The sequence below is a fragment of the Bacillus sp. MT(2024) genome (assembly GCF_036362845.1).
Taxonomy (GTDB): domain Bacteria; phylum Bacillota; class Bacilli; order Bacillales; family Bacillaceae; genus Bacillus; species Bacillus velezensis.
Window position 1 is genome coordinate 2747433 of the sequence record NZ_CP143632.1, and the last position, 25047, is coordinate 2772479.

The following is a 25047-nucleotide window of genomic DNA, read 5'->3' on the forward strand; positions in this document are numbered from 1 at the left end:
GATTTCCTCCTTATTGCTTTTCGTTTTTCGGCGCGAGCATTAAGAACATGCTGCGGCCGTCCATTTTTGGTTTTGTTTCGACTGTCGCAACTTCCGCACATGCTTCAGAGAAACGGTCCAATACGCGCTGGCCGATTTCTTTATGAGTGATTGCGCGCCCTTTAAAGCGGATAGAAGCTTTCACTTTATCGCCTTTTTCAAGGAATTTAATCGCATTGCGCAATTTCGTGTTAAAGTCATGCTCATCGATCGTCGGACTTAATCTAACTTCTTTTAAGTTAATGATTTTTTGATTTTTGCGTGCTTCTTTGTCCTTTTTCTGCTGCTCGAATCGGAACTTACCGTAGTCCATAATGCGGCAGACAGGCGGTTTTGCATTTGCTGCAACTAACACAAGGTCAAGATTTGCGCGGCCGGCGATTTCAAGTGCTTCCTGACGGGACTTGATGCCGAGCTGATCGCCATTTTGTCCGATCAGACGAACTTCACGTGCACGGATACCCTCATTAACCAATTGATCTTTGCTAATAATGAGCCACCTCCATAGTTTCTTCGAATTGATTCACAACGCTTTTTGACTGCATTCTGCAGGCAAACAAAAAGTGCGGGCATGACAACACACCCACACTACGAACATCTGCATAAATAAAAATGTACGGTCAACCTGCCAACTACATGAATGTGTCAATCAGGTGAGAAGCGGGTGCCTCTGCTTGTGATTTATATTCAATTCAATAACTATTCTACACAATACCGGATCATTAGTCAAGAATGACTTCTCCGGATCAACTTTTTCATTTTAACACGATGCCGGGGCGAGCGCAAGGAAAAATGTGAAATTTCGTTCTTTGCCGCCCGCGGACGTGCCAACACAATAAAAAAACCGGGTTTATCCTCCGATGAGCTGAACGAATACCGGAATGACCAGCACCGTCACCACTCCTACGACGACAACCGCGATACTTGCCATTGCCGCTTCTACTTCCCCCATCTCAATTCCGACCGCAACACCGAGTGCGTGTCCTGATGTGCCGAGAGCCAGTCCCTTAGAGATTGGGTGCTTTACTTTAAACAGTTTTAAGAATAAAGCGCCAAGAGCATAGACGATAACGGCATTGAAAATAACAGCGAAAGCGGTGATGTCGGTGATGCCGCCGATCCCTTTTGACAGCGGAAGGGCAATTGCCGTTGTCGCCGCCTGCGGAAGCATGCTTTTCATAACGGCCGCGTCGAGATGAATGCCTTTTGCGATCAAATAGACAATCGTGACTGAGCAGATAGATCCGACAATGATGGAAGACATGATCTGCCACCAGTATTTTTTCAGCTTGTCACGCTGTTTGTATAAAGGGATGGCAAAAGCGATCGTCGCGGGCTCCAGGAAGAATTTAATAATGTCTCCTCCGCTTTTATAATCTTCATATGAAAAACCGCCGAGCTTCAGAAAAAGGATTCCAAGCACCATCGCGACAAACAGCGGGGTGAAGAGGAAAAAGCCTCTCGTTTTTTTAAATAAATACGTGCCGATGCCAAAGGCCGCAAGTGAAACGACAATACCGAAATATGGACTCATCCGTTTTCCCTCCTAATGCTGCACAAGTTCGTTTTCCTGATTGGAACGGCGCACCGTTTGTTTATCAGCCGGAGCAGCCTTCTGACGTTTTTGGCTGACAGACAAGATCAGCTGAGAAAAAAGGCCCGTCGCCCCTAACAGAATGATGGTGGCGAGTAAGATGACGAGTGCGATCTGCACGCCGTACTGCTGCATGACGCCAAGTGAATTCATCACGGAGATGCCCGACGGGACAAATAAAAATCCGATCAGTGACGTTAATGATGTTCCCAGCGTTTCTACTTGTTCAAGCTTAATCACTTTCAGGCATAAGAGGATAAATAATAACACCAAACCTACTACGGAAGCGGGTATAGGAATGGGGACAATCGCTGCAATCTCATTAGATATGAGCATAATTACGGCAAAAATAAATGCTTGTGTCAGAAATCCGTACACTTTTTTCGCACTCATTTTCTTCACCTCTTTCTCTTTGTTAGGTCCATTATAAAAGAGAAATCGCTTTTTAAAGCGCTTTCATAACAAACGGCTGAATATTCATTCTGAAATGCAAAAAACGGCTGCTGAAATGCAAAAGCCGCCTCATATAATATGAAGCAGCTTTTTTAAGTCCTTGGCGTATGTACGGCTGACGGGAATTTTAGAGCCGTCTTTTAGAATCAGATTGTAAGTCGAATTAAACCACGGATGAATTTCCGTAATATGCTCCGTATTCACGATGAACGCGCGGTGCACTCTCAAGAAACCCGTATCAGGCAGTTTTTTCTCAATGACCGCCAAAGTTTCATGAACGGAATAAGACGCGGCAAAGGTTTTGACGGAAACGTGTCCGTCCTCCATGCCGGCGTAAATAATGTCCTTCGTATCTAAAATGACAATAGATTCACCGGCTGATACAGCCAGTTTATGCGCTCCGGCTGCGGACGGCTGCTCCGAGACGGCTCCTGCCCTGTCCAGCTTCACTCTTTTAAACTTTCTGATCGTCTGGCGCACTCTTTCTTCATCAAAAGGCTTCGTTAAATAATCGAGCGCGTCGACTTCAAAAGCTTTTAAAGCAAATTGGTCATACGCTGTCGCAAAAACGACGGCCGGCGGATTTTTCATGTTTTTCAGCCGTTTGGCAATGTCAAATCCGTTTTCTCCTGACAAATCAACGTCCAAAAACAGCATATCCGGTTTTTGATCCATCATACTGTCAAAAGCGGATTCAATATTTTCAGCTTCGTTTATGTCACTTACTTCATTCGTCCGTTTCAGCAAATAAGCTAATTCATCTCTTGCCAGCATTTCATCATCAACGATTAACACCTTCAGCATGTTCTTCTCCTTTAGTCATCAGTTTCAAAGGCAGCTCAAATGATACGTCCGTACCTTTGCCGGCCTCACTTTCCAATCGCAGGGCTGCTTGTGGGCCGAACAGCCCGATCAGCCGCTGATTTAAATTGTAAAGCGCGGTTCCCGTCCCTTCTTTAGACGGGAGCGGACGGTTTCCGAGCACGGACAGCAATTCCGGATCAATTCCCCTACCGTTATCTCCAACCCGCATTAAAACCGACTGACCGGCGGATACCACGCTGACATTGACGGCACAGCTGTCCTGCTTTCTTGAAAATGCATGGCGAAGCGCATTTTCGACGAGAATCTGCAGCACAAAAGGAGGAATTTCGATGTCCTCCAAACCGCGTTCGATTTCAAGACTGATTTTATATTTCCCGGGAAAACGGGCCTGCTCCAATGATAAATACGCCTGCAGATGGTTCAGTTCTTTAGAAAGCGGGATGAGCAGCTGCCTTGCTCCCTGCAGATTGGAACGGAAATAGACGCTGAGCTGCAGCAGAAGCTTTCGGGTTTTTTCCACATCCGTACGGCAAAGTGCAGAAATCGTATTGATCGCATTAAACAGAAAATGCGGATTGACCTGTGCTTGAAGCGCCTTTATTTCTGCGTCTTTCAGCAATTTGCTCTGCAGTTCCGCCTCGCCGAGTTCAAGCTGGGTGGAAAACAGCATGGCGAGTCCTTCTGCAAGCTCTTCTTCAACCCGGCTTAAACCTGACGGGCTTTTAAAGTACATTTTCAGCGTCCCGATCGTTTTGCCGTTTGACGTCAGCGGCAATACAATCGCCGCATGCAGCGGACAGGGATCGTGCGTGCATTCAATTTCTTCCTTTGATGTCGCTTTCATAATATGACCCGTTTTAATGACGCGTTTTGACAATCCGGTGATCAGGCTTTCAGACGGAATATGATGGTCGGCACCCGCGCCGACGTGCGCCAAAATCTTTTCGTTATCCGTAAGCGATACCGCGTCCGTTCCTGTTTGCCTGTGAATGATGGCGGCGACGCTTTTGCATGAGCTTTCATTCAGCCCCTGGCGGAAAAACGGAAGCGTCTGATCGGCAATCATCAGCACCCTATGGGTTTCAAGGGCTCTCGCCCGTTCTTCCTTCCGGATAATCGACTGAATGATCGAAAGAAAAATAAAAGTCCCTGACCCGTTTACCAATATCATCGGGATGCCGATGATGCTCACAAGCGTCCAAGCATCAGAAAACGGCTTGGCCATCAAGAGGATGAGCAGCATTTGCAGCGATTCCATTCCGAGTCCGACAAGCGCGGCCACACGCGGTGTCGGCATCGCATAGCGTTTTCTGAAATACCGTCCGATCCAGCCGGACAAAATGCCCGCTAAAACGGATGAGACGGCACAGCTGACTGCGGTCGCGCCGCCGAGTGATAAACGATGCAGGCCGGCCAGTATGCCGACGCCGATTCCCACATACGGACCGCCTAAGAGTCCGCCGATTTCAACGCCCATAATTCTTGTATTGGCAATTGAACCGGACGGATTAATTTGAAACACCCAATCATTATTCATGATTGTATTCCGCTGAATTTCTATTCCCGTATAGTTGCTGATGATACTGAACAGCGAGAAAATTGAAATCAGCACCGCTTTGCCTTTATAGCTCTCAGGCTGCTGGAGCGCCTGTCTGAACAATCTGGTATGAGCCAGAACAAATCCCAATATGACGATAATTCCGACTCTTTCCAGCATCATGATGATCAAATGCAGCATACTTTTCACCTGTTCTTTCAAATTGTATTTTATCACGTTTTAGAGCCTGAGACAGAATCTGACACAAACCTGCCTGTTTTTTTCAAATCATCTGAAAACATCTTTCACAGTCTATGTATCTATTGTAGAATAAACGGGAGCCTTGCGGCAGAGAGTTTCAGAATATAACAAAGAGGAGAAGATCATGAAAGCCGTATTTTTTGATTTGGACGATACACTGTTATGGGATGAAAAAAGCGTCAGAACAACATTCAGGGAAACATGTTTACAAGCGGAAAAAAAATATGGCCTTGACCCGCATACATTTGAAGAGGCGGTTCGGAAAGCGGCACGGGAATTGTATATGTCATACGAAACCTATCCTTATACGGTCATGATCGGCATTAATCCGTTTGAAGGATTGTGGGCGAATTTTTCCGAGCCGGTCAGCGAAGGATTTAAACAGCTGAATCGGATTGCGCCGGAATACAGACGAAACGCCTGGACGAACGGCTTAAAAAGCGTCGGTATAGACGATGCGGCTTACGGCGAATATTTGGCGGAGTTTTTCGCGGCGGAACGCAGACAGCGCCCGTATGTGTATGATGAAACGTTTGCGGTGCTTGATAAGCTGAAAGGTGTTTATGAATTGCTTCTGCTGACAAACGGCGATCCCAGCCTGCAGAAAGAAAAACTCGCCGGCGTTCCTGAGCTGGCGCCTTATTTTAATGAAATCGTCATCTCAGGCGCTTTCGGAAAAGGGAAACCCGATGCCTCCATATTCGAACATTGCCTCGGCCTCCTGAACCTGAAAAAAGAAGACGCCATTATGGTCGGAGATAACCTCAATACTGATATATTGGGAGCGAAACGGGCAGGCATTACGACAGTCTGGGTAAACCGGACGCAAAAGAAAAATGATACGGACATTGCGCCTGATTACGTGATCAGCGATCTTCACGAGCTGTTTGCGATTATAGAGAAACAAAAAGAAAGATAATTTTACACGCAAAAAAACCCCATTCTGAATGAACGGGGTTTTTGTATTTCCGGTTATTTTTTCGCTTCGGCTACAGCCTTTTTCACAAAATCGTCCAATGAGACGGTTTCTGATTTCTGCTCGCCGTATTTCCGGACGTTTACCGCGCCGTTTTCCGCTTCTTGGTCACCGACCACAAGCATGTACGGGATTTTTTGCATTTGCGCTTCACGGATTTTATAGCCGATTTTTTCGTCCCGGCTGTCAAGCTCGACACGCAGGCCTTCGCGCTGCAGGCGCTCCTGCACTTTTTTCGCATAGTCAAGATGCACGGACGGTGATACAGGAATGACTTGGAATTGCACCGGCGCAAGCCATGTCGGAAGGGCGCCTTTGTGCTCTTCAATTAAGAAAGCAACGAAACGCTCCATCGTTGACACGACGCCGCGGTGAATAACGACAGGGCGGTGCTGTTTGCCGTCTTCTCCGACGTAAGTGAGATCAAAGCGTTCCGGAAGAAGGAAGTCAAGCTGTACAGTTGACAATGTCTCTTCTTTGCCGATCGCCGTTTTCACCTGCACGTCAAGTTTAGGGCCGTAAAACGCCGCTTCGCCTTCCGCTTCATAATAGTCGTGCCCCATCTCATCCATTGCCGCCTTCAGCATGGATTGCGCTTTGTTCCACATCTCATCATCATCAAAATATTTTTCCGTGTCTTCAGGATCGCGGTAAGACAGGCGGAATGTGTAATCATTCAGGCCGAAGTCTTCGTATACGTCTTGAATCAAACGGACCGTGCGGATGAATTCTTCTTTAATCTGATCAGGGCGGACGAAAATGTGCGCGTCATTTAACGTCATGCCGCGTACGCGCTGAAGACCTGAAAGCGCCCCGGACATTTCGTATCGGTGCATCGTTCCCAGCTCTGCAATCCGGATCGGAAGCTCGCGGTAGCTGTGAATGTCCTGTTTATAAATCATCATATGGTGAGGACAGTTCATCGGACGGAGCACGAGTGTTTCATTGTCCATTTCCATCGGCGGGAACATTGTATCCTGATAATGATCCCAGTGGCCTGATGTTTCGTACAGGTCTTTGCTTCCGAGGACAGGCGTATAGACGTGCTCATAACCGAGGCTCAGCTCTTTATCCACAATGTAGCGCTCGATCACGCGGCGGATGGTCGCGCCTTTCGGCAGCCAGAGCGGCAGACCTTGTCCGACTTTTTGAGAGTTGGCAAACAATTTTAATTCTTTGCCCAGTTTTCGGTGGTCACGCTCTTTCGCTTCTTCAAGCATGCGCAAATGCTCTTTTAAGTCATCCTTTTTAAAGAAGGCCGTGCCGTAAATGCGCTGAAGCATTTGGTTTTTGCTGTCGCCGCGCCAGTATGCGCCCGCAAGGCTCAGCAGCTTAAATTCTTTAATTTTGCCTGTAGACGGCACATGCACGCCGCGGCACAGGTCAAAAAATTCGCCCTGCTCATAAATGGAGACCGTTTCGTCTTCTGGGATGGCATCCAGCAATTCAAGCTTCAGATTATCGCCGATTTCCGCAAACATGGCTTTTGCTTCATCACGGCTCACTTCTTTTCGGATGATCGGCAGATTTTCACCAATGATGCGTTTCATTTCTTTTTCAATCTTCGGAAGGTCATCCGGCGTCAGCGCCTGCTCCATTTCAACGTCATAATAGAACCCGTTTTCAATGACGGGGCCGACTCCGAATTTCACATCTTTATAAATGCGTTTAATCGCCTGGGCCAATAAATGCGCCGTGCTATGCCGCATGATGTTCAAGCCTTCTTCTGTGCCTTCTGTAATGATTTCTACGGCACCGTCCTCTTGAATCGGCGTTCTTAAATCAATTTCCTGTCCGTTCAGTTTTCCGGCTAAAGACTTTTTCTTTAATCCCGGACTGATGGATGCCGCGATATCTTCTGTTGTTGTTCCTTTCGGAAATTCCTTTACCGCTCCGTCCGGAAATGTGATGTTGATCATATCTGACATCTTCGTCACTCCTTTTTTTATGCAAATCAAAAACCCCGCCCCCTATGAAAGGGACGAGGTTAAATAAACGGAATCGTGGTTCCACCCTTTTTTCCGCGCGGCCGATTGTTTCGGCACCTGCGGCTCTAAACTCTGTAACGGGAGTTCCCGTCAGCTATTACTGGCGCTTATTCCGGCGTTCACAGCTGAAGTTCAAAGGCGGTAAAGACAATGATCCATAGCTGGAAAGCTTTCAGCCTGGGCTCTCCTCTCTTATAAAGCCGGTATCAATGCTTCATGTCCTTATCAATACGTGTAGCAATCATTAATCTTTTATGTATTATAAAATGTCTGTGAGAAAAATGCAACTCGGTTTTCCGTCTGATTTCGCACAGACAGCCCTGCCGCTTACGCAAGGCCGTCCGAGCGGCTATCCTTCCGTCTTCTCGGCTGCAAACGCGCCCAGCGGAAAAAGGCGCACCCTCTCCTGAAACACGTTTTGAATCGTTCTGGACATCATATGTTCCGGTTTGTCCGTATACAGTTCGACCGTCTCAGGCGCAATGGAGATCAGCGGCGCAAGGAGATGGGAATCTATATACATCGGGTGCTCCCGCACAAACCGTCTGTCTATGTATTTTTTCTGTTCCCGTTCTGACACATAGCGCAGCTCCCACAGCGTAAAAGCCCGTTCATGTACGATGCGGACTTTCTTCATCCGCGGCGGATTGGATGTCACATAATCTCTCAGAGACTGGATAAAGTTTTGATATTCCTGTTCCATCCGGTATTCATCTATCGCAGCCTCCGCGTATTCTCTGAGCCTCTCATAATACCTGCCGAGCCGGAACGTCTGAAACGAACGCACGGAAAAAACACCCGCATCAAGTGAAATCGTCCGGAGCGCATCTGAAATAAACTGTGCGCGCGGCTCTTTCTTCGGCTCAAACGGATGATCCTCAAGCTCTCCTTCCATAATGCTGTGTGCAAGCTGAAGGATTTGCTGCTGTTCATCCTGATCGGTGAAGCAGTATGCGTCCTCAATAAGCGAAAGCATATGCTCGTCTTCTTTGCATTCCAAAAAAAACCTGACAAGTATCGGCTCAATAAAGCGCTGAACGCAAAAAGCCGTTTCAGACCTTGCGATTCCGACTTTTTTTATGCCTTCACGGACAATAAAATGTCTCCGGTCGTCCGATTGCTGAATGAGATGTAAAAAAGCGGCGGTATCGTGGTCATCTTCAAAGATCACTTCAAGCATATTTGTCCCCCCTTACGGCATCTGTTACAAGTATATGGGGGATGTTTTTAAAATAGACGTAAAGGTTAGCTTTCACCGCCGAACAAATGACGCACCTTCTTTTTAAATATAACGGGAAGCGATAAAAATACGACGTAAAGACAGATCACGCAGAGTACGGTCAGCACATTGCCGGACATAAAGCTCGCGCCGAGCACATTCAGGACGATCGTCCCCGGAATGATGCCCGCTGCGGTCGCCAAAAAATACGTTACCGGCCTGACTTTCGATAGGCCCGCGGCATAGCTGATCACATCAAAGTTAACAGGCAGAATGCGCAGGATAAAAATATAAAAGAAGCCATTGGTTTTCATCTGCTTTTGAATGGCTTCCATTTTTCCATGACGGCTTTTCTCATTAAAGGCAAACAGCCCCGCCGCAAAAAAAGACGCGGCGGCAGCGCCCATTGAGCCCGCCAGCGTATACATGGTGCCGAAAAACGGGCCGAACGCCAATCCTCCGGCGACGGAAACGATTGATACGGGAAACAGCACAAAAGGCCTGACGATGGAAATTCCGATAAACACAAGCGGCGCAAAAACACCGAACGATAACACCCACAGCCGGATCTCCTTAGGCGACAGATTCAGATATTTGCGGTTTGCCCACAGCAAAAGACCCGCTCCCGCCGCAGCCGCAGCCCAAGTGACAGCCTTCTTATTCCTCATTCCCTCAAATCCTTCCCATTGGACGCCGGCATCATGAACGGCGGCGGTTTTCCCCGTCAAGACGGACAGGCGAAGCCAAATATAAAATCCGCTCCATCAGTCTTGCCGCTTTTACTTCTTCCTTTTCTCCCCGCTGTGAATACGTAAAATGATGCTTCAGCTCGTCTGGTGAAAAATTAGACGAGAAGAAAGTGGGAAGCTGCTGGCTCATTCTGTGCTGAAGCACGGTGCCGATGACTTCATCCCTGACCCAGCTTGTCATTGATTCCGCTCCGATGTCATCAAGCATCAGTACGGGCGTCGTTTTCACCATATTCAGTTTCGCCTCCAGCGACTGATCCTGAAGCGAGTTTTTCAGCTCTCTGACAAATTCGGGAACATATACGATCATTGATGAATACTCTTTTTCCGCCAGTTCGTTGGCAATGGCGGCTAAAATAAATGTCTTTCCGATTCCGAATTTTCCGTACAGATACAGCCCTTTGCCTTTTCCCGTTTCATTATAGCTCTTCAGAAAATCCGTCACATGCTGGAAAATGCCGAGTCTGCTCGGATCGGTAATGTCGATCTGCTGAAACGTCGCGCCGAGAAGATCCTGCTGGATATACATGCTCTTCATCAGGGACTTTTGCCTTTTCTGGCGGTCGAGCTTTCTCTTTTCCGGACATTCGTAATATTCAATATCAATGGAACGCCCGTTGATCACAAGCTTCGGATGGTAGCCTTCAAGCAGGCTGTTCGTCCGGCTGTCTTTCGAACAGAAGGCGCACTGTTTGCTTTGCTGAACGAATTCGTACAGTTTATTTAACCCTCTGTCAATCATGCTTTGATTGATTACATCTTTCTGTTCCTTCAAAAAAGCCTGGACGTCTTCGTCGGCCATGACTTGCTGCTGCATTCGTTCCAGGCGTTTTTGAAAGTCAGGTCTTTTCGTCACGCCTTCTAAGGATCGGCTGATCGGTTCCATTCAATATCACCCCGCTTCTCTGTCTCAATAGGCAGAGTATTTTTTCAGTTTTTTCATTTCTTCCATCATTTTTTTCTTCTGTTCTTCAAGATCCTGTGCGGAAAGAGCCGTCTGTTCTTGTTTCTTCCCGGTTTCTTCTTCTTTCATCCAATCAGGGCGCTTTTCTTCCCGGACGGTTTTTTTGCCGCGCGCCGCGCCGTTTGTTTTGCCGTCCGCCCAATCAAGATATTGCCTGTGCTCTTCGATTGCGAGCTTCATTGCTTCCCGTACCGTTTTGACTTTCTTTCTGGCCCAGTGGGCGGCGATTTTTTGGATATAGTTTTTGGACAGCTTCATATCCGTTTTCAGCATGACATAATAAATCAGCACATTGGTGACGCCGGGCTCAAGCTTTTGTTCGAACATAATATCGGCAATAATCTGCAGGTCGGCTTTAGACGGCTCGGTCCCGTCCGCAATGTCCTGAAGAAGCTTTCTCGGTGATATGGTCTCAAGCTGTGCGATGAGTTCGCCGTTCAATGAATCGTCCTTTTCCGTCCGGTTTTCTCTCAAGGTGACAGGCTGTGTTTTATCAATCAGTTCCGGAAGCTTGCCGCTTCTTTCAATTTGGTACCAGTCGCTGGCCGCTTTCCTCAGCGCTTCTGCCGTTATCGTATCCTGTTCATTAATTGCGGTCATGACGACGTGCTGCATGGAGATAGGATCTATTCCGTATAAATATGAAAGCTTTTTAATGCTCTCCCGCACATCCTGTGTGATTGATTTGCGCGGTATCATCGTTTCTGATAACCCCGCCAAAAACAGCTCAAAATCAAACACTTCCTCCGTCACCGTATAGGAAGGCGCTTGTCCGACAGACGCCGTCTCATAGTCCTCGGGGAGCTTCATCGCCTCTTCCATATCAGGCGTCATTTTCCATTCACTCGGCTGAAAAGAGGCAAAGGCGTGATTAAACGGACGGGTAATTTCCCTTGCGCCCGCGCCGACGGAAGGGTGCGTGTAAAATTGTCTCAGCTGCTGGTATTTCGTTTTACCGACTCTGTTATAAAGAAAGACATTCAGCATGCCGTCTTCAAAAAAATCATTCGGCCTGAGCGGGGGCAGCAGCTCATAAATAAACATCCGCTCTTTTTGCTCGGACTCCCGGATATACACTTTCAGCAGCCCGATTCCTTCAAGCTTTCCCTGTTCATGATGAATCTTTTTTAAATTTGACTGCATCATGCCCATCAGCTGCCTGTGCGTGGATTCCGCTCCCCACAAGCGGTTCTGCTCAAGCTCCCCCCACAAGGTCATATAAAGGGAGAATGCAAAAGAACCGATCAGCGGCTGGTACAGATGTGTCAAAACCTGTCTGTCGACATCCTGAAGAAGCGAACGGCTTTTGACCGTATAAGGATCTACAGGCAATACGTCATTCCAATAGTCAGCCATGATTCTCAAACCTTCCGATATGTTTCTACTCTCATTTTACACCGTTTCTGCGATCTATCAAATGCCAATTTTGCTCATGAGAAAAGAGCCAGACACAATCTCTTAGCTCTCTCAGCGTTCTTTCTTTATTAAATCTTTCAATTCATCGATAAACACGTTTATATCCTTAAACTGCCGGTAGACGGAGGCAAAGCGGACATAAGACACCTCATCGATTTTCGCCAGGCGGTCCATTACCATTTCTCCGACAAGTTCGCTTTTGACTTCAGATACGCCTTGGTTTCTCAGCTCTTTTTCAATGTCAAAGCACATGTCTTCCAATGTTTTTAAAGGAACGGGCCTTTTTTCACAAGCTTTAATTAACCCGCGCAGCATTTTTTCACGGCTGAATTCTTCCCGGACGCCTTCTTTTTTCACGACGATCAGAGGCATCTCTTCAAACTTCTCAAATGTAGTGAAGCGGTAATGGCAGGCTTCGCATTCCCGCCTTCTGCGGATTGATTTCCCTTCGTCCGCAGGCCGTGAATCAAGTACGCGGGAACCGTTATGCTGGCATGAAGGACATTTCAAATTGGATCAGCTCCCATCTGTTTCGTTGCTGTAATGCGGTTCGCAAGCTTCCGGTAAATGCCCGCCAACGTTTCTAGGATGAGCCTATTTGTTGGGAGAGCCGATAGACCGGCCTTATCTTTTCTATTTTACAAAAAAAATGCTTAAAGAAAAAGCAATGCTGTTTTTTTACATTAGAAAAGGAGCATCAGCTTCAAAGCGCGTAATGGCTTTTTCAGCTTAGCTCCCTTGTGTTTGCGTTTTGAAAATTACAGTACTTTCGCTTGTGCCTGTTTAATCTGTACAGGCCCCATTCCTCTCGGTATTTCAATGTTTTCTCTTGTATCTGCATGTAATGCGTCCGCAATGTAATCCGCAGCCACATTAGGATCCAGGTCTCCACAAGTATAAACATCAATGCTTGCATATCCGTGTTCAGGAAAACTGTGAATCGTTAAATGTGACTCAGAGATAATAACGACTCCGCTTACGCCTTGCGGTGCAAATTTGTGAAATGCGACCTCGCGCACCTCAGCTCCTGATTTCAAAGCAGCATTTACAAACGTTTTTTCAATAAAATCCATGTCATTGAGCTTATCAAAATCGCATCCCCACAGCTCGGAGATGACGTGACGCCCCATTGTTTCCATAATCATGGACCCCCCTTAACAAGAATTAAAAAAGTGAATTTCCGAGAACTGACCCGGCCATTTACCACGGGGGAAAGTTAGTCCGGAGAGGTCCTAACCCTTTAAGTAATTCCGAAGCAGTCACGAGCAAGAAGTTCACGAAAGATAGTATACTGTGTTTAAGTTTATTTTGCAAGGTGTGTTTTTTGCGAATATGCCGTTAAGGGTTTTTTTCTAACAAATGTCCATGATCTTTAGTCTACACAGCTGACGGGTGTTTCATTCGCGCGGCGACGTGACGGATAAGATCAACGACCCGGCAGGAATATCCCCATTCATTGTCATACCAGGCGAGCACCTTTACTTTTCGTTCTTCCATCACCATCGTTGTCAGTCCGTCGATGATCGCAGAGTGTGAATTCGTATTATAATCCGAAGAAACGAGCGGCTCATCCGAATAATCAAGAATTCCGTACATCGACGTTTTTGCGGCTCTTTGGAAAGCGGCGTTCACTTGCTCGGCAGACACATCTGTTTTCAGATCGCAGACAAGGTCCACTAATGACACATTCGGAACGGGAACACGCAAAGCAAGACCGTGAAGTTTTCCTTTCAAATGAGGCAGCACAAGCGACAGCGCTTTGGCGGCGCCTGTAGAAGTCGGAATGATGGACTCTCCGCACGCTCTAGCCCTCCGCAGATCTTTATGCGGATTGTCGATATTTTTTTGATCATTCGTGTAAGCGTGAACAGTCGTCATCAGGCCGCTTTCAATCCCGAATTCCTGATCAAGCACTTTGACGACCGGCGCAAGGCAGTTTGTCGTGCAGGATGCATTTGAAATAATGACATGTTCATCGGGGTTGAACTGCTCTTCATTTACTCCCATGACAATGGTAACGTCTTCATTTTTGCCCGGAGCCGTCAAAATGACCTTTTTCGCCCCTGCTTCAATATGGCTCATCGCTTTTTCTTTTGAATTAAATTTCCCCGTTGCCTCTACGACGATGTCTATTCCGCATTCTTTCCACGGAAGCTCTCTCGGGTCCCGGCGATTGAACAGCATAATATGTTTTCCGTTGACGATCAGGCTGTCGTCGGCGGTCTCAACTTCTTGATCGTATTTGCCGTGAATTGTGTCATACTTTATCAAATGAGCAAGCGTTTCCGGGGGATAGCTTGCATTAATGGCTGTTATTTGAATTTGATCATCTTCCATTGCTTTTCTGAACACCATTCTTCCGATTCTTCCAAACCCGTTGATTGCTACTTTTACCTTCATGCTCAGGTCACCCCTTTTTAATATGCCACTCTAATTTACCTTTATTTATATATAGTATAACACATTAAAAGAAATCCGCCAGTACAACTTGATAAAAATCCACCCTTATACCGATCAATATGTTGTTCAATCGGTTTTTTTGCATATAAAATGATCTTTCTTCCATAAAAAAAGCAGGATCAGCGTCTCAGGCTGCCTGCTTTTTTCTTATATTTGTCCCGGTTCTTTAAATTTGTCATTTAAAATGCTGTCCTCTAAAACGGAAGACACCTCGCCGTACCGTTTAGCAATATGCATCGCGCCCCAGTCACACAGCGCATTTAAAATTCTTTCCAGACTGTGCCCGTATTCACTCAGCTCGTATTCCACTTTCGGCGGCACCTGATTGTACACGATCCGGTTGATGACGCCGTCAGCTTCCAGCTCCCGCAATTGCTGTGTCAGCATCTTCTGGGTGATGTCCGGCATAAGCCGCTTCAATTCGCTTGTCCGTTTTTTCCCGCGCATGAGGTGGCAGAGGATCACACACTTCCATTTTCCGCCGATCACTTCAAGCGCCGCCTCTACGGATATATTGTATTTTTTCTTCAGCAACGGTAATTCCTCCTCATCTATAGGAACTAAAAAGTGCCTATGGCACTTAAAAGTACGTTCTTTTCAATGACACTTCTATCAATCATAATGACATTTGCCGGCTGAAAAGGAATGTACTCTTATACTTATATCGTTTACCCGGCATCATTTCAACCATACATTATCGTTCAAGGAGGAAAACAGATGTCTTCACATCGCCAAAGTTATTTACCAGCGCTGCTGGCATTAGCCGTCAGCGCTTTTGCGATCGGCACAACCGAATTTATCAGCGTCGGACTGCTGCCGCTTATATCTCAAGATCTGCATATACCTGTGACAACGGCGGGACTTACCGTTTCCATGTATGCTCTGGGCGTGACATTCGGCGCGCCGGTTTTAACGTCTCTCACATCCGGCATGTCGCGGAAAACGCTGCTGCTCTGGGTAATGTTGATTTTTATCGCCGGAAATACACTCGCAGCGAGCGCTTCCTCAATCGGCGTCTTACTGGCGGCACGGGTCATTTCGGCTTTTTCCCACGGCATTTTCATGTCAATCGGGGCAACGATCGCCGCCAATATCGTGCCGGAGCATAAAAGAGCAAGCGCGATTTCCATTATGTTCACGGGGCTGACGGTGGCTACGGTGACCGGCGTTCCGTTCGGCACCTATCTCGGCCAGCAATTCGGATGGAGAATCGCATTTGCCGTCATTGTGGCGGTAGGAATCATCGCATTCCTCACAAACGCGCTTCTCGTTCCGTCACATTTGCGCAAAGGGACGAAAACCGCATTTTCCGAGCAGGTCAAACTCGTCACAAACGGCCGGTTATTGCTTTTATTTATTATTACAGCGTTAGGCTACGGCGGAACGTTTGTCGTGTTTACGTATTTATCTCCGCTTCTTCAGGAGGTAACCGGTTTTCAGAAAGAAACCGTCGCAGCCATCCTGCTCATTTACGGAATTGCGATTGCCATCGGAAACATGATTGGCGGCCGTTTATCAAACCGGAATCCGCTGAAAGCCTTGTTTTATATGTTCATTGTCCAGGCTGCTGTGCTGTTTGTCCTGACTTTTACCGCACCGTTTAAAACAGCCGGGCTGATCACCATTATTTTCATGGGGCTGTTGGCGTTTATGAATGTGCCGGGCCTTCAGGTATATGTCGTGATGCTGAGTGAACGTTTTGCGCCAAGCGCCGTTGATACAGCATCAGCCTTAAATATCGCGGCATTTAATGCCGGAATCGCGATCGGCTCGTTTGCCGGCGGAATCATTACAGACTCAATCGGAATCATTCATACCGCTTGGATCGGGGCGCTGATGGTGCTCAGCGCGGTCGTATTAACCGGATGGAGCAGGAAGCTTGAAAAGCGGGATCGCACTGCCATTGAAAGGAGGTGAGTTTTTCTTCAGCGCATTTTGATTTTTTTCAACAGACAAATAATAGGAGGAATATATACATGACAACACATTTACAAGCAAAAGCAACATTGCATAACGGAGTAGAGATGCCTTGGTTCGGCATCGGAGTTTTCAAAGTAGAGGAAGGCGCGGAACTCGTCAACGCGGTGAAAACGGCATTGGTGCACGGCTATCGCAGCGTTGATACCGCCGCGATTTACGGAAATGAAGAAGGTGTCGGCGAAGGCATCCGCCAAGGGCTGCAAGAAGCGGGATTAAAACGTGAAGACATTTTTGTCACGTCAAAAGTATGGAATGCCGATTTAGGATATGAAGAAACGTTAAAAGCGTTTGACACAAGCTTAGAAAAACTCGGTTTAGATTATTTAGATTTATATTTGATCCATTGGCCTGTCGAAGGAAAGTACATCGATGCGTGGCGGGCGCTCGAAACCCTCTACCGGGATGGACGCATTAAGGCGATCGGGGTCAGCAATTTCCAAATTCACCATCTGAAACATCTCATGAAAGAAACGGAAATCAAGCCGATGATCAACCAGGTGGAGTACCACCCGCGCCTGACACAGAAAGAACTGCTTGCTTTCTGCACTGAACAAGGCATTCAGCTTGAAGCGTGGTCGCCATTGATGCAAGGGCAGCTGCTTGATCACCCCGTCTTACAGGAGATCGCTGAGAAATACGGCAAATCAGCCGCTCAAGTGATTTTGCGCTGGGATTTGCAAAACGGTGTCATCACCATTCCGAAATCAACTAAAAAACACCGTATTGAAGAAAATGCAAATGTCTTTGATTTCGAACTGTCAGCTGACGATATGAAGCGGATTGATGATCTGAACGAAAATCTCCGTGTCGGTCCGGACCCTGACAATTTTGATTTTTAACCAGAAAAACACCGTTCGGCTTTCCGAACGGTGTTTGTTTATGCCCAGCCGCTCAATACTTCCTCAAGCTGGTGCTTTGTATGTTCAAGACTGCCGCTGTTATCAATGACGGCGTCAGCTTTTTTTGCTTTGTCCGCTAAAGGCATTTGCGACGTTATCCGGCTCATCGCTTCTTCTTCTGTCAGGGAATTCCGCTCCATCAGCCGTTTGAGCTGAATGTCTGCCGGTACGGTGACGACGAGCACCTTGCCGACAAGATAATCAAGCCCGCTTTCATACAAAAGCGGTATATCCAAAACGACGAACTGCTCTTTTCTCGCAACGGCTTCATCCCGCTGTTTCAGCATTTCCGCACGCACTGCCGGATGAACGATCTGATTCAGTTTCAGACGCTTCTGTTCGTCAGTGAAAACGATAGAACCGAGTTTTTTTCTGTCAATATCGCCATTTTCCAGCAGGATGTCTTTTCCGAATGCTTCCACAATTTGTCCGTAAGCCGGCATTCCTTTTTCCACCGCCTGTTTCGCGATGACATCCGCATCAATGACTGTTATTTTTTTGTCGATCAGCATACGCGCTACCGTGCTTTTGCCGCTTGCGATGCCTCCCGTTAAACCGATGACCAAGCTCAAAAAGCCCACTCCTTCTTACATTTTCCAAATCCCGATGATAATCAGCAGGACTCCCGGCAAAAATGTCATTTTATCTATCCAATTCCATCTTGAGAGCAAATGCCCAGCGTTTATGCCGAGTGAAACAAACAGCGAGCTCATCAGCCCGACAGTCACGCTCATCATAACCGGAGAAAAGCCGAGAATGGCCGCTCCCAGCCCGGCGCCAAACGCGTCAATGGATAAGGCGATACCGAGCAGAAGCGCCTCGACTCCGTTAATGGTTCCGGATTGATCAATATCGGCGCTGGTCGGTTTTTTCAAAATATGAATGACGATGCCGAGCGATTTCACTTCAAGATTAAGCAGCGTTTTTTCATGCAATAAGTAATCCGGCTCTTTAGCCGGTTTAAAAAATTGCCAGATGACCCATGCCCCGATTCCGATTAAGATCAGCCCGCCCAGTTTCTCCGTGACGGATACGGGAAAAATCTTTGTCAGAAAATGGCCGATCAGCATGGATATAAACATCACAGAGGCTGAACAGCAGGCGATCACGGCAATCGCTTTGAACGGGATTTTCATTTTTCTCAAACCGTACGTAAACCCGACTGAAAAACTGTCCAAGCTGACAGCAAAAGCCAAAAGCAGCAAAGAAACAATCTCCATATCCGTTTCTCCCTTTCTCTTGATCGGCAATTGTGGCATATGCCTATTGGGTGAATCACAATATATATATGGAGAAAGGTCATCAACTGTGTTAGAAAAAAGTCATTCTGCTGCCGCCTGCTTGAACAGCTTCAGTTTATGATTTTTTTTGGCAGCGGGCGCAAAAATGCGTACCCCTTCCGCCGACCACGATTTTAGAAATCATCGTGCCGCACGTTTTGCACGGTTCATCCTTTTTGCCGTATACGTAATGTTTGAGCTGAAACATTCCGATTTCCCCTTGAGAATTGATATAAGACCGGACGGTGCTCCCGCCCGCGTCAATCGCTTCCTGAAGGGTGTCTTTAATTTCTGTATGAAGCGTTTTTATCTGCCCGTCAGACAGGCTGTTCGCTTTTGTCTCAGGGTGAATCCGCGCCCGGAATAAAGCTTCATCGACATAAATGTTGCCGAGGCCGACGACCGCTTTTTGGTCGAGCAGGGCGGTTTTCACCGCGCGGTTCGTTTTTGCAAGCCGCTCTTTTAAATAAGCGGCGGTAAATGCTTCATCATCTGGTTCGGGCCCGAGCTGTGAAAGCGGCAATGCATTCCGTTCCTCTCCCGGCGCAAACAAATGCATCGTGCCGAATTTCCGGACATCCCGGTAGCGGAGCTGTGTTCCGTCCGTCATGTGAAACACGACGTGCACATGTTTATCGTCAGGCTCATCGGCCTGATGAAGACCGTATTTCCCCTCCATCCGCAGGTGGGACACCATGACATAATGATCCAAATGGAAAAGCAAAAACTTTCCCCTTCTTCCGATGGATCGGATCGTTTCTCCTGCAATTTGCCGCGCGAATTCCTCCGGCTCGGCGGGTTTTTTGATGATATTCGGCCATCTGATATCCGCCGATTCAATCGTTTTCCCCTTCACAAGACCGGTCAGAGTGCGCCGGACCGTTTCAACTTCTGGTAATTCCGGCACAATCATCACTTCCTTTTTTTCTGTTTATTTTGCATCGTACCAGGACGGCCCTGAAGCATAATCAGCCTTCAGCGGCACGTCTAATGCCAAAGCATGCTCCATCACTTCAGGAACCAGCTTTTCTAATATTTCAATTTCTTCCTTAGGCGCTTCAAAAATCAATTCATCGTGCACCTGAAGCAGCAGCCGCGCCTTCAGGTTTTTCTCTTTCAGCTCAGCTGCCATGTCAATCATGGCTTTTTTAATAATATCAGCGGCGCTTCCCTGAATCGGCGTATTCATGGCCGTCCGTTCCGCAAAGCTCCGCAGGTTGAAGTTGCGGCTGGTCAGCTCAGGGATATAGCGGCGGCGCTGCATAAGTGTCGTCACATATCCTTTTTGTTTCGCTCCCTGCACCGATTCTTCCATATATGCCTTGACGCCCGGGAAGCTCTCCAAATAGCGGTCAATAAAAGCGCCCGCTTCTTTCCGGGTGATGCCGAGGTTTTGCGAAAGCCCGTAATCGCTGATGCCGTAAACGATCCCGAAATTGACGGCCTTTGCCTGGCGGCGCATCGCTTGTGTCACTTCATCTTCACTGACATGAAACACGTCCATGGCGGTTTTTGTGTGAATGTCCATGTCATTCGTAAATGCTTCGATCAGATTTTCATCTTTTGAAATATGCGCAAGCACCCTTAATTCAATTTGTGAATAATCAGCGGCGAAAATAAGCCAGTCCGGTTCGGACGGTACGAAAGCCTGACGGATTTTCCGCCCTTCCTCCAGCCGGATCGGAATATTTTGCAGGTTCGGATCCGTTGAGCTCAGGCGTCCGGTTTGCGTCAATGCCTGATTGAATCGTGTATGCACCTTATGAGAATCCTTGCGCGTGACTTTCAGCAGCCCTTCAATATAAGTCGATTGGAGTTTGCCGATTTGTCTGTATTGCAGAATGTACGCGACGATATCATGTTTGTCGGCGAGCTTCTCAAGCACATCAGCTGAAGTGGAATAGCCTGTTTTTGTTTTCTTTACTGGCGGCAGGCCGAGTTTTTCAAACAGAATGACGCCGAGCTGTTTTGGTGAGTTGATGTTAAACGGCTCACCGGCGATGTCATGGATTTTTTCTTCATATTCTTTCAGTTTTGCCTTGAGCTCTTCTCCCATTCGCTTCAGTCTTTCAACATCCACTTTGACGCCCATTGATTCCATTTCTCCGAGAATTAGCGCAAGCGGGAGTTCAAGATCTTGATAAAGTTCAAGCTGATTATTTTCTTCCAAAGCGTCAAGCAGTTTGTCACGGAGGCTGTTAACGGCAGACGCTTTCCGCGCGAGATGATCGGCAAGCTCTTTTTCAGCCGGAACGGCGCGTTTTGCGCCTTTTCCGTATACCGCTTCATCTTTTGAAACGATATTCAGCCCGTATTCTTTCGCTACGCTCGCGACATCGTCGTACGAATTGCCCGGGTTTATAATGTAGGCAGCAAGAAGCGCGTCAAATTCCGTTCCCTTCAGCTCAATTCCCTGCCAGCGCAAAGCGACGACGGAACGTTTGCTGTCGAACACCCATTTTTTCATTGATTCATCTTCAGCCCAAGATTTAAAAGCTTCAGACTGAATGGCGATTTCTTTCGGAATATAATAAAGACCTGTTTCATTCACGATGGCAAAGCCGAGGATCGGTTCTTCGTGATAGTTATCACCGATTTGTTCGACGACCAAAGCGGACGGCGAAACGAGCATATCTTCGGTGATTTCTTCTGCCGTTTCGACATTGATGTCTTCAAAATTTTCTTCCGCCGTTTCCCCGCTTTCTTCTCCGAGCCGCTCAAGAAGCGTATTAAAACCGAGGTCTTTAAAAATGGCAACAACTTGTTCACGGTCAAACCCTTGGTAATCTAAATCTTCGGGCTTGACTTCAATCGGCGCATTTGTCATAATCGTCGCCAGCTCTTTGCTCATCAGGGCTTGTTCCTTATATTCTTCAAGCTTTTCTTTTAATTTTTTTCCGCTGACTTCATCAATGGAATCAAGCAGTTTCTCAACCGAATGGAACTGCTTTAAGAGCTTAATCGCGGTTTTTTCCCCGACGCCGGGGACGCCCGGTATGTTATCGGATGAATCCCCCATTAATCCCTTCATATCAATGATCTGCAAAGGGGTCAGACCGTACTTTTCCTGCACGTGCTCCGGCGTGTAATCTTCTACGTCGGTAATGCCTTTTCTCGTAATGGCAACGGTCGTTTTCCCGGTGGCAAGCTGGGTTAAGTCCTTGTCCCCCGAAACGACCTTCACTTCAAAGCCGTCTTTTTCAGCAGATACGGCAAGCGTGCCGATAATATCGTCCGCTTCATATTTAGGAAGCTCGTAGCGGCTGATGTTGTAGGCATCGAGGAGCTCACGGATGAACGGCATCTGTTCTGAAAGCTCCGGCGGCGTTTTTTGTCTTCCGCCTTTATATTCTTTAAACGTGCTGTGGCGGAAAGTGGTTTTTCCCGCATCAAAAGCCACCAGCATATGGGTCGGTTTTTCATCTTCCAGCATTTTCATTAAAATCATCGCAAACCCGTATACGGCATTTGTATGAATGCCTTTTTCATTGCTTAAAAGCGGCAATGCAAAAAACGCCCGGTACGCCAGACTGTTTCCGTCGACAAGCACTAATTTTTTTCGTTCCGTCATTCAATATCCTCCTAAGAGCAAAAGCTCGTCATTCCTCTGTTTTTTAATCTCACAGCTTCTCTTATTTTAACAAAGTTCAATTTGAAAGGAAAATGAGCGAACCCCGTGAAAACGCAAAAAAGGACGGGAACAAAAAACGCGTTCCCGCCGTCAAAATTGGCTCCTTGGATGAAGGGGTTCTGTTACATCCTAACAAGATAGGTTTAACAGGTCATGAAGAAATTGTTAATCCTTTGTAAAGCTGATCACGCTGCCGGCGGCCGCTTCAGCGTCACAGTGAACACAGTTCCCTGTCCAGGCTCGCTTGTGACCTCGATTTTACCTTCATGGGCTTCTATTAAGTGCTTCACAATGGCGAGGCCGAGGCCGGTTCCTCCCGAGTTGCGGCTTCTGTCTTTATCCACGCGGTAGAATCTCTCAAATATCCGCGGGATCTCTTCTTTCTGAATGCCGATTCCCGTATCGGACACTTTGATATCGACAACGGTTTCTTTCACATGTACCGAAATCCCCACCGTCCCTTTTTCAGGCGTGTAGGTCAGGGCATTGTTCGCCAGATTCAAAAATACCTGCTTCAGCCTGTGCGCATCACCCGTCACAAAAATCGGCTCTTCCGGGAGATCGAGCTGAAAGCTGATGCCTTTTTCCTCAGCCTTATGCTGCAAAAGCGCCTCAATTTCATGCAGAATTTTTGCAGCATCAAAGGACTCTACGCGCATCGTAAAGTTTTGCTGCTCCATCTTGGATAAATCCAATAAATCCTGCACGAGAGATTGGAGCCGCTCACTTTCTTTCAGAATGATAGACAGAAAGTCTGAAAGCGCCTTTTCGTCTTTCATCGCTCCGTCTAACAGTGTTTCCGTAAATCCTTTAATCGAGGTGATCGGTGTTTTCAGTTCATGGGAGACATTGGCGACGAAGTCCTTTCTCATCTGCTCCAATTTTTTAATTTCCGTCATATCGTGAAAAACGAGGACGATGCCCTTCCATTCATCATCAGGGCCCATGATCGGAACGCCGTCAACTTCAAAGTAGCGCCGCTCAATGTTGATGGGAAGTCTGAGCAGCTGGCATTTTTTCGTCTCCGTCATAAAAATGTCTTCGACAAGCCGAATGATCTCCTCATGTTCAAACGCATCGTGGTAAAGGCGCCGAAGCAGACGTTCAGGCTTTGTATGAAACTGCTTCGTGTATGACCGGTTCACGAGATTGATAAAACCTCTCCCGTCTATTAAAATCAAACCGGATCCGATATTTTCAATGACCGTTAATAGACGATCGCGCTGCATATCCTGCGTTCTTGTCATTTCCATTAAATCAACCGCCAGGCTGTTCATCGCACGCCCGAGACGGTCCGACCGCCTTGCGTAACCGCTGTAGGAGCGGGCGTCATAATTCCCCTTGGACAGCTCCGTCGCCACCTTTGTCGCGGCGTCGATTGATTTTTTGTAACGGGACGTCATGTTTGTATAAAAGAAAACGATAATGATAAAAGCGGTACAAAGACTTGCTGCCAGCATGCCCCACATTTCTCCGGTAACGCTTGAACCGCCGTTGATCTCCGAGGAAACGAGTACATACCCCGCAATTTTCCCTGCGTCATTTTTTACGGCAGTGCCGCGGATGACTTTGCTTTTCGACTGTACAGCTTCCTCGCTTTTATTGTGAGAAATGAACTCCTTTACGGCTGAATCATCAGCACGACTGCCGGAATGATATACAGCGTCACCCTTCTCGTTGAGCACGGAGACGTTTATACCGAGGGTGCGGCCGGCATCACGGATTACCGTTTCATTGCTTTTATTGCCGATTCGGCCGGTGTCAAGAAGGCCCGCTATGTATACCGATTCCTTTTTCAGCTGATCCGCCGTTCTTTCTTCAGCGGATGAAGAAATAAGCTGCTGTAAAAAAAGGCCGAGAACACTGAAAACCAATATGATACATACAACGAGTAAAGCGAACAGACGCACACGGACTTTATTCATTCATTTTTGGCTCCTCCAGTTTATACCCCAAACCTCTGATTGTTTTAATATAGATGGGTTTTTTGGTATTTGATTCGATTTTGTCGCGCAGATGGCTGATATGAACGTCAACAATCCGGGTATCCCCGGCAAAATCATAGTTCCAGACCGCGCTCAGCAGAAGATCTCTCGTCAGCACTCTTCCCTTGTGTTTTCCCAAATACAGAAGCAGTTCAAATTCTTTAGGCGTCAATTCCAGCTGTTCTGACTTAAAATACGCTTCGTAATGCTCCGGAAGAATTTTCAGCTCGCCGATGAGGATCTGCCCGTCCTTTTCCTCTTCTCTGCCTTGTGACAGCGAAGAAATGTCAGCCCTTCTTAAAATGGCTTTCACCCGCGCAGTGACTTCCCGCGGACTGAACGGCTTTGTCATGTAATCATCCGCTCCGAGCTCCAGTCCCAGCACCTTATCAAATTCCTCATCTTTTGCTGTCAGCATCAAGATCGGGACCATCATTTTCTGCTGTCTGAGCTGTTTACAGACATCGATTCCGTCCACTTTCGGCAGCATGACATCCAGTACGATTAAATCCGGATTTTCATTCTCTGCCAGCTCCAGAGCCTCTTCACCGTCTGATGCGGTTATGACATCATAGCCGGACCGTTCCAGATTATACTGTAAAAGAGTAACGATAGATTGTTCATCATCTACAACTAAAATTTTTTTGTTCATGCTGCGCCCTCCGCTGTCTATTTTCCCCGACATCCAATTTTCTCTATTTTATGTGCTGCATATCACTTTATGATTTCATTTTATCCAATACTGCCCGTTCAGACAATTCGCCTTTTTGATCATTTTCAGAGAAAGGATC

At 47.2% G+C, this 25047-nt stretch carries 23 protein-coding genes and 1 other annotated feature; of the genes, 3 read left to right on the forward strand and 20 right to left on the reverse strand.

Going from position 1 to position 25047, the window contains the following annotated elements; all coding sequences use genetic code 11:
• Positions 1-10 precede the first annotated feature (10 nt).
• The 5 genes from infC to VP472_RS13460 form a co-directional block, all read right to left on the reverse strand.
• Entirely contained in the window at positions 11-532 is a 522-nt protein-coding gene (gene infC, locus VP472_RS13440) for a translation initiation factor IF-3 (RefSeq protein ID WP_071543361.1), read from the reverse strand.
• Between the two features lie 58 nt (positions 533-590).
• Positions 591-721 (reverse strand) — a sequence feature (ribosomal protein L20 leader region).
• A gap of 168 nt (positions 722-889) precedes the next feature.
• Positions 890-1573 (reverse strand): antiholin-like protein LrgB, encoded by a 684-nt coding sequence (gene lrgB / locus VP472_RS13445; RefSeq protein ID WP_007408093.1) that lies wholly within the window; start codon positions 1571-1573, stop codon positions 890-892.
• Between the two features lie 12 nt (positions 1574-1585).
• A complete protein-coding gene (gene lrgA, locus VP472_RS13450; RefSeq protein ID WP_058906271.1) occupies positions 1586-2026 on the reverse strand; it encodes an antiholin-like murein hydrolase modulator LrgA in 441 nt (146 codons plus the stop codon).
• A 129-nt stretch (positions 2027-2155) separates the two neighbouring features.
• Entirely contained in the window at positions 2156-2890 is a 735-nt protein-coding gene (locus VP472_RS13455) for a LytR/AlgR family response regulator transcription factor (RefSeq protein ID WP_146277308.1), read from the reverse strand.
• Positions 2868-4649: a sensor histidine kinase gene (locus VP472_RS13460; protein WP_031379151.1), complete on the reverse strand. Its 1782-nt coding sequence runs from the start codon at positions 4647-4649 to the stop codon at positions 2868-2870. Before VP472_RS13460 ends, VP472_RS13455 begins: the two co-directional genes overlap by 23 nt.
• A gap of 184 nt (positions 4650-4833) precedes the next feature.
• Here VP472_RS13460 and VP472_RS13465 point away from each other — a divergent pair, with 184 nt between their 5' ends.
• Entirely contained in the window at positions 4834-5628 is a 795-nt protein-coding gene (locus VP472_RS13465; RefSeq protein ID WP_014418604.1) for an HAD family hydrolase, read from the forward strand.
• Positions 5629-5681: 53 nt separating this feature from the next.
• On the opposite strand, the gene thrS is transcribed toward VP472_RS13465, so the two are convergent.
• The 9 genes from thrS to VP472_RS13510 form a co-directional block, all read right to left on the reverse strand.
• Complete coding sequence (gene thrS, locus VP472_RS13470; protein WP_015417978.1) at positions 5682-7613, reverse strand: threonine--tRNA ligase; 1932 nt, start codon at positions 7611-7613, stop codon at positions 5682-5684.
• A gap of 409 nt (positions 7614-8022) precedes the next feature.
• A complete protein-coding gene (gene ytxC / locus VP472_RS13475; RefSeq protein ID WP_146277310.1) occupies positions 8023-8853 on the reverse strand; it encodes a putative sporulation protein YtxC in 831 nt (276 codons plus the stop codon).
• Between the two features lie 65 nt (positions 8854-8918).
• Positions 8919-9560, reverse strand: a complete 642-nt coding sequence (locus tag VP472_RS13480) for a TVP38/TMEM64 family protein (protein WP_070082726.1) — start codon at positions 9558-9560, stop codon at positions 8919-8921.
• A 31-nt stretch (positions 9561-9591) separates the two neighbouring features.
• Complete coding sequence (gene dnaI / locus VP472_RS13485) at positions 9592-10527, reverse strand: primosomal protein DnaI (RefSeq protein ID WP_007408085.1); 936 nt, start codon at positions 10525-10527, stop codon at positions 9592-9594.
• Between the two features lie 24 nt (positions 10528-10551).
• Complete coding sequence (locus VP472_RS13490; RefSeq protein WP_003152474.1) at positions 10552-11961, reverse strand: replicative helicase loading/DNA remodeling protein DnaB; 1410 nt, start codon at positions 11959-11961, stop codon at positions 10552-10554.
• 111 nt (positions 11962-12072) lie between these two features.
• Entirely contained in the window at positions 12073-12531 is a 459-nt protein-coding gene (gene nrdR / locus VP472_RS13495; protein WP_003152473.1) for a transcriptional regulator NrdR, read from the reverse strand.
• Between the two features lie 248 nt (positions 12532-12779).
• Positions 12780-13160, reverse strand: a complete 381-nt coding sequence (gene speD / locus VP472_RS13500; RefSeq protein WP_003152471.1) for an adenosylmethionine decarboxylase — start codon at positions 13158-13160, stop codon at positions 12780-12782.
• 238 nt (positions 13161-13398) lie between these two features.
• Complete coding sequence (locus tag VP472_RS13505; protein ID WP_102421665.1) at positions 13399-14421, reverse strand: glyceraldehyde-3-phosphate dehydrogenase; 1023 nt, start codon at positions 14419-14421, stop codon at positions 13399-13401.
• A gap of 207 nt (positions 14422-14628) precedes the next feature.
• A complete protein-coding gene (locus VP472_RS13510) occupies positions 14629-15015 on the reverse strand; it encodes a winged helix-turn-helix transcriptional regulator (RefSeq protein WP_003152469.1) in 387 nt (128 codons plus the stop codon).
• A gap of 183 nt (positions 15016-15198) precedes the next feature.
• Here VP472_RS13510 and VP472_RS13515 point away from each other — a divergent pair, with 183 nt between their 5' ends.
• Both VP472_RS13515 and VP472_RS13520 read left to right on the forward strand, forming a co-directional pair.
• Positions 15199-16398, forward strand: coding sequence for an MFS transporter (locus VP472_RS13515; protein WP_063174673.1), 1200 nt, complete (start codon positions 15199-15201; stop codon positions 16396-16398).
• Positions 16399-16457: 59 nt separating this feature from the next.
• On the forward strand, positions 16458-17300 hold the full coding sequence (locus VP472_RS13520) for an aldo/keto reductase (protein WP_003152464.1): 843 nt from the start codon (positions 16458-16460) through the stop codon (positions 17298-17300).
• Positions 17301-17338: 38 nt separating this feature from the next.
• Here VP472_RS13520 and coaE read toward each other — a convergent pair whose 3' ends face one another.
• The 6 genes from coaE to VP472_RS13550 form a co-directional block, all read right to left on the reverse strand.
• Positions 17339-17932 carry a dephospho-CoA kinase gene (gene coaE / locus VP472_RS13525; protein ID WP_146277312.1) on the reverse strand — a complete coding sequence of 198 codons (594 nt, stop codon included), beginning with the start codon at positions 17930-17932 and terminating at the stop codon, positions 17339-17341.
• A gap of 15 nt (positions 17933-17947) precedes the next feature.
• The gene (gene ytaF / locus VP472_RS13530; RefSeq protein WP_003152461.1) at positions 17948-18580 is read right to left on the reverse strand and encodes a sporulation membrane protein YtaF; all 633 of its coding nucleotides are present in this window, start codon (positions 18578-18580) and stop codon (positions 17948-17950) included.
• Between the two features lie 136 nt (positions 18581-18716).
• A complete protein-coding gene (gene mutM, locus VP472_RS13535; RefSeq protein ID WP_015387866.1) occupies positions 18717-19547 on the reverse strand; it encodes a DNA-formamidopyrimidine glycosylase in 831 nt (276 codons plus the stop codon).
• A 24-nt stretch (positions 19548-19571) separates the two neighbouring features.
• A complete protein-coding gene (polA, locus tag VP472_RS13540) occupies positions 19572-22211 on the reverse strand; it encodes a DNA polymerase I (RefSeq protein WP_146277314.1) in 2640 nt (879 codons plus the stop codon).
• A gap of 245 nt (positions 22212-22456) precedes the next feature.
• A complete protein-coding gene (gene pnpS, locus VP472_RS13545) occupies positions 22457-24196 on the reverse strand; it encodes a two-component system histidine kinase PnpS (RefSeq protein ID WP_101562335.1) in 1740 nt (579 codons plus the stop codon).
• Positions 24189-24908 carry a response regulator transcription factor gene (locus tag VP472_RS13550; RefSeq protein WP_003152457.1) on the reverse strand — a complete coding sequence of 240 codons (720 nt, stop codon included), beginning with the start codon at positions 24906-24908 and terminating at the stop codon, positions 24189-24191. Before VP472_RS13550 ends, pnpS begins: the two co-directional genes overlap by 8 nt.
• Positions 24909-25047: the final 139 nt, after the last annotated feature.